Below are 8,937 nucleotides of genomic sequence, written 5' to 3' on the forward strand. Positions count from 1 at the left end.
CAACTGGGCGATGCGCGAACATACCTGCCCTAGCCACGCTGCGCGCTCACGCGCACGCAACGCCGTTTCGTCGACGGCAAGCACGACAGGGGCGCCCGGATGCATGGCCCGCAAACCGGCCTCGTTCAGTTGCCAGATCGCCAGTTGAGGCGCGCGGCCATGCTTTACGTTGAGCGGGCTATCCAACGCGTAAACCGGCGGCGCGCCGCGCTGAAATTCCAACTCCGCCGCCAGCATGAAATTGTCGGCGACCAAGACCGTTGCATTGTTCTTCGCCCAATGTTCGGCCATCGTCGCGCTTTCGCGCCAGCCGACGAAATTAGCCGGAAAGGCTTTCACCGATGTCAGTGCAGCCGCACCGCCGGTCGAGGCGGCCATAGCCAGGTATGTCATGCCGCCGAGTTGCCCCATTGCCGCGAGCACGAAGGCACATCGCAAGAACCATCGTCCACTGCGCGTCTGCGTCCAGGCCGCACAACAGACGGGCACCGCACCAAGCAAGGGCAGATAACCTGGCAACGGCCAATGCACGCGAAAGCGCAGGTCGTCAGCAAATAGCCCCAGAACGAAGTACGGAACAACGAAGCCCAGCGACATCAACGCCACCACATCCCATGGCGCGCCCTCCCTGCGCCGGCGCCAGCAAATCCATGCGACATACAGCAACAATGCGTAAAGCAACGGTGTGCAAGCCAAGGCCTGCTCCAGCGGCTGGATCATCGCATCGGGCTTGAACTGCCAGCTATTGCGTTCGACTGCCTGAAAGGCGATGCCGGCACCGTGCTGCTGCCAGTTGGAAATGACCAACGGCACCAAGCCCATCGCGGCCAGCACCATGGCCAGCCAGAAACCGCCGCGCCGCCATTGCCGACGCCCGCGCGCTGTAAGCGTGAGCACCAACAAGCCGGCCAGCATCGCCATCGCGGCGCGGTAGTGGGTCGCCCAGGCCAGCGCCAGCGCAACGCCCAGCAGACACCAATCGGCGAGCCGGTCATCGCGCATGGCACGCAGCAGGGCGAGCATCGCCAGCAAGATCGACACCGTCAGTGGCACATCCGGTAGCGCCAGCACACCCAGGCTCCCGGCCAGCGGCAACGCCAGGCACAAGAGACCGGCCTGCCAGCCAGCGCGACGACCGAATGCCTCTCGTGCGAACCAAACCGTCAGCCAGGGCAACGCACTGCCAAGCAGCAGGAACGGCCAGCGCATCCCCAACAGGCTATGGCCCGCAACGCTTTCGCCCAGACGAATCAACCATGCCGTCAATGGCGGCAGATCGCTATATCCCCAGGCCAGCCGGCGACTTTCCATCCAATAGAACGCCTCGTCGCCGAACGGTGAAAGTGTGCAGGCGATGACCAGCTTGATGGCTAGCAGAATGACGAAAGCCGTGACGAACGCGTATCGCCAGCGTGTGAGTCCCGCCGCTACACTGCCCCCCTCGTCCCCGCGACCTTCCCGTCCCGACAGAGCCGGTCCGCCATCGCCCATGTCAGCCATCACTTCGCTCCACGACGAAACCTTACGCGCCCGCCTCGATGCCGCCATGGCCCAGGTCAATCGCGTGCTGCTCGGCAAGCCCCGCCAGGTGAAGCTCGCCTTTACCTGCCTGATCGCCGGCGGACATCTTCTACTCGAAGACGTGCCGGGCGTCGGCAAGACGACCCTGGCGCATGCGCTGGCGGCGAGCTTCGCCCTGGATTTCCAGCGCGTGCAGTTCACCAGCGACCTGCTGCCGTCGGACATTATCGGGGTCAGCGTGTATGAGCGCGAGACCGCTCAATTCCGCTTCCACCCCGGCCCTGTGTTCACAGGCCTGCTGCTGGCCGATGAAATCAACCGCGCCACGCCGAAAACCCAAAGCGCCCTGCTCGAGGCCATGGCCGAGGGTCAGGTCACGGTGGATGGCCAGACACATACACTGCCGCACCCCTTCTTTGTGGTCGCTACGCAGAATCCGCTGGATCTCAACGGCACGTTCCCGCTGCCCGATTCACAGCTGGATCGTTTCATGCTGCGCGTATCGCTCGATTATCCGGATGCCGCGGCCGAGCGCGCCCTGCTGGTCGGGAGCGACCGGCGCGACTTGCTGGCCCAGTTGGAACCGCAGTTGGATGCGCAGAGCCTGTCGGCACTGCATCGAGAAACTCAGACGGTCAATGCCAGTGCCGCCCTGCTGGATTACTTGCAGGCCTTGCTGTCGGCCAGCCGCAAGCATGCCGATATTCGCGTTGGTCTGTCGCCACGCGCAGGGCTGGCATTGCTGAGCGCCGCCCGTGTCTGGGCCTGGCTGACCGGGCGCGGTCACGTTATTCCCGAAGACATCCAGGCCTTGTTCGTCGCACTGGCAGCGCATCGTCTGGTTCCTGCACGCGGAGCGACCGGCGACACTCTGGCGCGCAGCTTGCTGGCCGAGGTTGCGGTGAACTGATGCGCGACACCTACGCGCGCCTGCAACGTTGGGCGGAGCGCAAATTGCCGTCACTGACTCGCTACCGACGAGCGGAGCCGCTGCCGATCCGGCTGCACCGACGTCGTATCTATATCGTTCCGTCCTTTTTCGGCATCGGCTTTTGTGTCCTCTTGTTCGTGATGCTGATCGGCGCACTCAACTACGCCAACAACGCCGCCCTGCTCCTGACCTGCTTGCTTGGCGCGGCGGCGGCCTCGAGCATGCTGGTGGCTTTTCGCAGTTTGAACGGACTGCAACTGACCAGCATCCAGTCGGGCCATGCCATCGCGGGCGCGCCAATCCAGATCCGCCTGCATTTCGTCGGCCAGGGCCGGACACACCAAGGCATTCGCGTGGAGATGGAAAGCCAGACACACGCCTTTGCCCTGCAGGGCGACGAAAAAATTCGCGTCGACTTGTCCATGGCAACCTTCGAGCGCGGTTGGCAGGCATTGCCCCGCATCAAGGTCTGGAGCACATGGCCCTTCGGATTGTTTCGCACCTGGAGTTGGCTATACCCGGATCAAACCGTATTGGTATGGCCCCGGCCGGAAGCGGCCGGGCCGCCCCCCAACCTGCCATCCGACGATGAGGAACAACGTCGGCAGCCGCGACGTGGCGACGATCTGGCCGCGTTGCGCGACTACCATCCTGGCGACCCTACGCGGCATATCGCCTGGAAAGTCAGCGCGCGCCATCACGGTCTGCTGGTCAAGGAATTCGAGCAACCCCATGGCCGTCGCGACTGGCAGTTGGACTGGCGCCAGCTCAAGCACCTGGACAGCGAATCGCGCATATCGCGCCTCGCGCGCTGGATCGGCGAGGCCGAGGCCGCTGGCCGTGCCAGCAGTTTATGGTTACCCGACGAAGATATTCCGTCCGGCCGCGGTCGCCCCCATTACGAGCGCTGCATGAACGCACTGGCGCGCATGCCATGAAGATCGTATGGCGTCGTGAACCACGCCATGAAGAACCGTTGGAACGGCGTGCCTTCGACCTGCTTACGCTGACGATCGCCGGTGTACTGCTCTTGCACATCGGACACCTGCCGATCTGGCTCGTTCTTGTGTTGGTGTTGTTGCTCGTCTGGCGCTGGTACAAACGACGTGAACGATCCGGCCGTGCGCCGGCCTATCTCAAGCTGCCGCTGCTCGGCCTGCTGGCCGTCGCCATCGTAACCAGCTATGGCAGCCTGTTCGGACGCGAGGCCGGTGCAGCGCTCGCCGTCGGCCTGCTGGTGCTCAAACTTATGGAGTCCGAAAGCGCGCGCGATGCCCGCGTGGCGACCGCATTTTCCTGCTTCGCGCTGATGACGGCGCTGTTGTTCGATCAGGGCATGGTGATCACTTTCCTGGTGGCCCTGTGCCTGCTGCCTGCACTGGCGACATTGCGTGCGCTGGAGCCGGCACGGTTGCCTTTGAGCTTCAGGCGAGAATTCCTGCCAGTGCTGACCATGCTGGCGCTATCGCTACCGTTAGCGTTGTTCGCGTTCGTCGCCGTGCCGCGCCTGAGTTCGCCGCTTTGGGGCGCACCGCCTTCGGCACAGGCCCGGACAGGCTTGAGCGATCGCATGTCGCCGGGCGATTTCGCCGAATTACTTAACGACGACCGCCCCGCCATGCGGGTCAGCTTCGACGGACCGCCACCGCCCAACAACCTGCGCTACTTCCGTGCTTATGTCATGTGGCGCTACGACGGCCGCGACTGGGGACGCAGCGATGTCCCCCGCGAACCGGCCGCACTCACGGCGGAACGGACGATCCGTTACCAGGTGAGCCTGGAGCCCAATGGGCAAGCCGTGCTACCTGCCATGGACGTGCCGGTCGAAGCGCCGTCGCAAGGGCAATTCGGCGGCGATCGCGAAATCGTCGCGCCACGCCCGGTGAATGACGCGTTGACCTATTCGGTGACGTCGGCCCTGGCTTATCGACTACAACCCGAGCTCGATGATCGTAGCCGCCGCCGCGCGCTGCAACTGCCCGGCGGCTATAACCCGAAAACACTTGCCCTGGCCCGCAGTTGGCGCCAGCAGCACGGCGACGATACGGCAGGGATTGTGCGCGAGGCGCTCAACCTGTTCCATAACGGCGTGTTCCGTTACACGCTGGGACCGGCGCCGCTCGGCCGCGATGCCATGGACGATTTCCTGTTTTCCACTCACGAAGGTTTCTGCGAACACTACGCGTCGGCTTTTACGATCCTGATGCGCGCCGCCGGCATTCCCGCCCGAGTGGTCACCGGCTACCAGGGCGGCTACTGGAATAGCCTGGGCAACTACTTGCTGGTGCGTCAATCGGATGCACACGCCTGGGGCGAAGTCTGGATGGCTGGCCGTGGCTGGGTGCGTTTCGATCCTACGGCCGCAGTGCGACCGGACCGGATCGATCTGGGAGCGTCGGCCGTGGCCGACGACCGAGGAGAATGGTTCGGCAGCTCATGGCTGCGCGATGCGCGTAATCACTGGGATGTCGTCAACCGTTGGTGGAACCAAGGCGTTTTGGGGTTTAGCGCGATACGCCAACGCGGCCTGCTTTCACCGCTGGGCATCAAGGATGCCGACGCGGAGAAACTTGGGCTGGTGCTGGCGTTTGGCTGCGTGTTGTTTGCCATGATAGGCCTGGCCTGGGCACTATGGCGCCAACGCGAAACCGACCCGCTGCGGGCAGCGATGATGCGCCTGGAACATAAACTGGCAGGCATCGATATTGTCCGCCGGCCTAGCGAGGGACCGCAGCATTACCTGACTCGCGCTGCACGGGCCCTGCCCCATCAGCGCGATACGCTGGAACGGCTGATGAGGAGCTATCTCGACCTACGCTACGCCCATGACGAACCGCCCCCTGAATTGCTGAGCGCCTTCCGGCAAGCTGTAAGGGAATTCCGACCACGCCGCGTGGTCAAATGAAGGTGTAGGAGGATAAGCATGCTTCCGGCCCCTAAGGAGAAAGCCATCATGCCCATGTACAAGACGATGGCCCTGGCAGCACTCACTGCCATGTTGGCCGCCTGCGCGACGGTTCCCCAGCCGTTGCAAGGCACGTATACCGATATCAGCACCACGCAGGCCCAGCAGGGCGGCGCTGGCGGCACCAAGGTTCGCTGGGGTGGTGAGATCATCAAGACCGAACCGGGTCCGCAGGAGACCTGTTTCTACTTGATGTCGCGTCCGCTCGACAGCGAGGCTCGTCCTGCCGCACGCAGTCAGTCCGAAGGCCAGGGCCGCTTCGTAGCCTGCCGCGCCGGCTTCTACGATCCGGAAGTCTTCTCGCGCGGACGCGAAGTGACGGTCACCGGCACGCTGCACGGTACCGTCAGCCAGAAGGTCGGCGAATACGACTACGCCTACCCCCGTGTGGAAGCCGACGTGGTCTACCTATGGCCCAAGCGCGTTGCGGTCGCCGCCTACCCACCAGGCTGGTACGACCCGTTCTGGGGTCCGTACTGGGGCCCGTGGGGCGGTTGGGGTCCGTACTGGGGAGGTGGCTACTACTACCGCCCGACGCGGGTGATCGTGGTACCGCACCCAGCCCCACATAAGTAAGTGACAAAAAACGCCGGCGAATGCCGGCGTTTTTTTGGGAAGATGAAAATCCGTTTCGTGACGGCGTCGAGCGATTTCAAAGAGCCTCTAAGAACCTCCGTTTTCATCGTCCAGCAAAAAGCTGGGGCCCAGCGCCTCTGATACATTGAAGCGTCAAAGCACTGGATCCCGGCGTTGCCGGGATGACGAATAGGAGAGAGTTTTTAGAGGTTCCAGTCGCGACCGGCAGCTCACGGGTCGCGACTGAAATCGCTCCTACAACGCCCTTGCAATCGACGTATCTTTCTCATCCCGGCGGCCAATGCATCTGCCTTCCCGCCAGCAGATGCACATGCAAATGGAACACCGTCTGCCCGCCGTGCGTATTACAGTTGACCACGGTGCGATAGCCCTGCTCGGCCAGGCCCTGTTCGCGCGCATATGCGGCGGCTGCCAGCAGTAGTTTGCCGAGCAATTCCGCATCGGCATCCGTGGCCTCGTCCAGCGTGGCGATCGCCCGCTTCGGAATGAACAGCACATGCACCGGAGCCTGCGGATTCAAATCGCGGAACGCCAGCACATCGTCGTCTTCATAGACGATATCGGCGGGAATCTCGCGCTTGACGATCTTGCCGAAAATAGTGTCGCCCACGATTCGCTCCTTAAAAAAAGTTACAAGCGCATCTGCATGCCATGCGCACCCGGCGCCGACATCGTAAAGCCAAACTTCCGATACAGCTCGCACGCCGTGCCATCGGCGATCAACGCAACGTGCGCGGTTTTCGGTGCGCGCGCATGCAACTCGTCCATCAATGCCTGCATGATCCTGGCGCCCAGGCCTTTGCGTTGCCACGCGGGCGCGACGGCGATATCCACCACCAGCAGGAACAGCCCACCGTCGCCGACGATGCGCCCCATGCCGATCAGTTCCCCCTGTTCGCGCACGCAGACCGAAGCCCAGCTGTTTTTCAATCCGGCTTCGGCCGCCTCGCCGCTCTTGGCGCTCAGGCCAGCCGCCACACGCAAGGTGCGGTATTCGTCGATGGCGGGAGTCGCAAGCTCGAGAATCGGCATGTTCGGATCAATCCACGTTCTGTCGGCTGCCGAAAGCATGCGCCAAGGTGCCGCGATCGACATACTCCAGCTCACCGCCCAACGGCACGCCATGAGCCAGACGACTGGGGCGTACGTTCGCCCGGTGTGCCAGCTGGGCCAGATAATGCGCGGTGGCTTCGCCTTCCACAGTCGGATTGGTGGCAATGATCAGCTCATCGATCTCACCCTCGGCCAAACGCTCGCTCAACTGACCAAGGCCAAGTTCTTCCGGCCCCAGCCCGTCGAGCGGCGACAACCGGCCGAGCAGGACAAAATACTGGCCGCGATAACCTGTCGCCTGCTCGATCGCCGCCAGATCGGTCGGCGATTCCACCACGCAGAGCACGTGACGGTCGCGGCTGGCACTGGCGCACAGCCCGCACACCGGCTCTTCGCTGAAATTGCGGCAGCGGCTGCAATTGCCGATACGACGCATCGCCTGCTCCAGCGCACCGGCCAGCTTCAGGCCGCGTTCGCGCTCGCGTTCGAGCAGATGGAACGCCATGCGCTGCGCACTCTTGCCGCCCACGCCGGGAAGGACCCGGAGGGCTTCGATGAGGTCGGTCAGGAGAGATGAGCTGGAGGACATAAGAGAACGAATGGAAGAGTAAGAAAGCCTGCAACGTGCAGGATGCTGTAGGACCGACTTCAGTCCCGACCCGTGAATTGCCGGTCGCGACTGAAGGGAACCTCTAAAAACTGGCTCTTCTGTGGGAGCGACTTCAGTCGCGACAATCGTGCCTCACCGCAAGTCCTTGTCGCGACTGAAGTCGCTCCCACAACGATAGGATCCGCTTTCGCTATGTTCGGGCGATTGCGAGGTTTTTAGAGGTTCCCTGAAGTCGCTCCGATAGGGAACGCGGCACAAAACAGGCTTTTCTCTCATATCCCTCAGAAGGGCATCTTGAACCCAGGCGGCAGGCTCATGCCGGCCGTTACACCGCCGAGCTTGGCTTTGCTCGCCTCGGCCACCTTGTTCACCGCATCGTTCACGGCGGCGGCGACCAGATCCTCGGCCATCTCCGGGTCGTCGGCAAACAGCTTGCGATCGATCGTCACACGACGGACTTCGTGCGCGCCGCTCATTACCACCGTCACCATACCGCCGCCAGCGCTACCGGTGACTTCGAGCTTGGCAATCTCATCCTGCGCGCGCTTCATGTCTTCCTGCATGCGCTGCGCTTGCTGCATCAGCTGGCCGAGTTGTCCTCTCATGATCGTTCTCCGGGTAAGTTCGTCGTGGATATTGCCGAGCGCTCAGGGCCGCTCATAGGGTTTGACCGATTGCGGCACGACCTTGGCGCCGAATTCGCGCTTCAGGGCTTGTACCAGCGGATCGTTGTCGATCGACTCTTCGGCCGCACTTTGTGCTTCTTCGCGAGCGTTCGCCGCCCGCGCGGCCGGCGTGTGCGTGGCCACGCTCTGGTCGCTGACAAAGCGTAGCTTGATTCGCTCTCCCAGCGCTTGGCTGATGCGATCTTCCATCTGGCTCACCATGGGCTCGACAGCCAGGTGCATATGCGCTGCCTGCAGGCCCATCACCAGCGTATGACCGTCGCGCTCACGCAAATGCGCATTCAGCGCAAGCTGCCCCATCGGGCCGCGCAAGCCTGCCTGCTCGATCAAGGCCTCCCACAAAGGCAGACCTCGTGCATCGCGCGGTAGTTCACGCCGCGGCACCGGTGCCGCGGCTGCGGCCGCAGGGGGCGGTACGGCGGCAGGCGGCGCACTACGCGGAGCGGAACGCTCATCCATCGGCGGCGCCGTGCGTTGCGGCGCAGGGGCCGGGGCTGGCGTGGGGACCGTTGCCGGGCGCTCGCGGCGCGGAGCCTCACCGCCGCCATCGGCGGGCCGGAACGCCAGCATGCGC

10 protein-coding genes are annotated in these 8,937 nt (G+C 63.5%); 4 read left to right on the top strand and 6 right to left on the bottom strand.

Annotated elements, in window-relative coordinates; genetic code table 11:
- The coding region (locus VIM98_RS14665; RefSeq protein WP_331993851.1) for an ArnT family glycosyltransferase at positions 1-1,500 on the bottom strand (1,500 nt) is incomplete at its 3' end.
- On the opposite strand from VIM98_RS14665, the gene VIM98_RS14670 reads away from it, so the two are divergent.
- The 4 genes from VIM98_RS14670 to VIM98_RS14685 are packed head-to-tail and all read left to right on the top strand — an operon-like array spanning position 1,490 to position 5,993.
- A complete protein-coding gene (locus tag VIM98_RS14670; RefSeq protein WP_331993852.1) occupies positions 1,490-2,431 on the top strand; it encodes a MoxR family ATPase in 942 nt (313 codons plus the stop codon). The genes VIM98_RS14665 and VIM98_RS14670 overlap by 11 nt on opposite strands.
- Complete coding sequence (locus tag VIM98_RS14675) at positions 2,431-3,390, top strand: DUF58 domain-containing protein (RefSeq protein ID WP_331993853.1); 960 nt, start codon at positions 2,431-2,433, stop codon at positions 3,388-3,390. Before VIM98_RS14670 ends, VIM98_RS14675 begins: the two co-directional genes overlap by 1 nt.
- The gene (locus VIM98_RS14680; protein WP_331993854.1) at positions 3,387-5,357 is read left to right on the top strand and encodes a DUF3488 and transglutaminase-like domain-containing protein; all 1,971 of its coding nucleotides are present in this window, start codon (positions 3,387-3,389) and stop codon (positions 5,355-5,357) included. The genes VIM98_RS14675 and VIM98_RS14680 overlap by 4 nt, the downstream gene beginning before the upstream one ends.
- Positions 5,358-5,405: 48 nt before the next feature.
- Entirely contained in the window at positions 5,406-5,993 is a 588-nt protein-coding gene (locus VIM98_RS14685; RefSeq protein ID WP_331993860.1) for a Slp family lipoprotein, read from the top strand.
- A 286-nt stretch (positions 5,994-6,279) separates the two neighbouring features.
- On the opposite strand, the gene VIM98_RS14690 is transcribed toward VIM98_RS14685, so the two are convergent.
- The 5 genes from VIM98_RS14690 to VIM98_RS14710 form a co-directional block, all read right to left on the bottom strand.
- Positions 6,280-6,624, bottom strand: coding sequence for a histidine triad nucleotide-binding protein (locus VIM98_RS14690; RefSeq protein ID WP_331993855.1), 345 nt, complete (start codon positions 6,622-6,624; stop codon positions 6,280-6,282).
- Between the two features lie 20 nt (positions 6,625-6,644).
- Complete coding sequence (locus VIM98_RS14695; protein WP_331993856.1) at positions 6,645-7,046, bottom strand: GNAT family N-acetyltransferase; 402 nt, start codon at positions 7,044-7,046, stop codon at positions 6,645-6,647.
- Positions 7,047-7,053: 7 nt separating this feature from the next.
- Positions 7,054-7,656 (bottom strand): recombination mediator RecR, encoded by a 603-nt coding sequence (gene recR / locus VIM98_RS14700; RefSeq protein WP_331993857.1) that lies wholly within the window; start codon positions 7,654-7,656, stop codon positions 7,054-7,056.
- A gap of 302 nt (positions 7,657-7,958) precedes the next feature.
- Positions 7,959-8,282, bottom strand: coding sequence for a YbaB/EbfC family nucleoid-associated protein (locus tag VIM98_RS14705; protein WP_331993858.1), 324 nt, complete (start codon positions 8,280-8,282; stop codon positions 7,959-7,961).
- 42 nt (positions 8,283-8,324) lie between these two features.
- A partial coding sequence (locus VIM98_RS14710; RefSeq protein ID WP_331993859.1) for a DNA polymerase III subunit gamma/tau C-terminal domain-containing protein occupies positions 8,325-8,937 on the bottom strand: 613 nt, incomplete at its 5' end.

The organism is Dyella sp. (assembly GCF_036568765.1).
Lineage (GTDB): Bacteria > Pseudomonadota > Gammaproteobacteria > Xanthomonadales > Rhodanobacteraceae > GSA-30.

Excerpts from the sequence above, each read along its gene's own strand:
- VIM98_RS14670 (WP_331993852.1), top strand. The coding sequence starts at position 1,490 with ATGTCAGCCATCACTTCGCTCCACGACGAAACCTTACGCGCCCGCCTC.
- VIM98_RS14675 (WP_331993853.1), top strand. The coding sequence starts at position 2,431 with ATGCGCGACACCTACGCGCGCCTGCAACGTTGGGCGGAGCGCAAATTG.
- VIM98_RS14680 (WP_331993854.1), top strand. The coding sequence starts at position 3,387 with ATGAAGATCGTATGGCGTCGTGAACCACGCCATGAAGAACCGTTGGAA.
- VIM98_RS14685 (WP_331993860.1), top strand. The coding sequence starts at position 5,406 with ATGCCCATGTACAAGACGATGGCCCTGGCAGCACTCACTGCCATGTTG.
- VIM98_RS14695 (WP_331993856.1), bottom strand. The coding sequence starts at position 7,046 with ATGCCGATTCTCGAGCTTGCGACTCCCGCCATCGACGAATACCGCACC.
- recR (WP_331993857.1), bottom strand. The coding sequence starts at position 7,656 with ATGTCCTCCAGCTCATCTCTCCTGACCGACCTCATCGAAGCCCTCCGG.
- VIM98_RS14705 (WP_331993858.1), bottom strand. The coding sequence starts at position 8,282 with ATGAGAGGACAACTCGGCCAGCTGATGCAGCAAGCGCAGCGCATGCAG.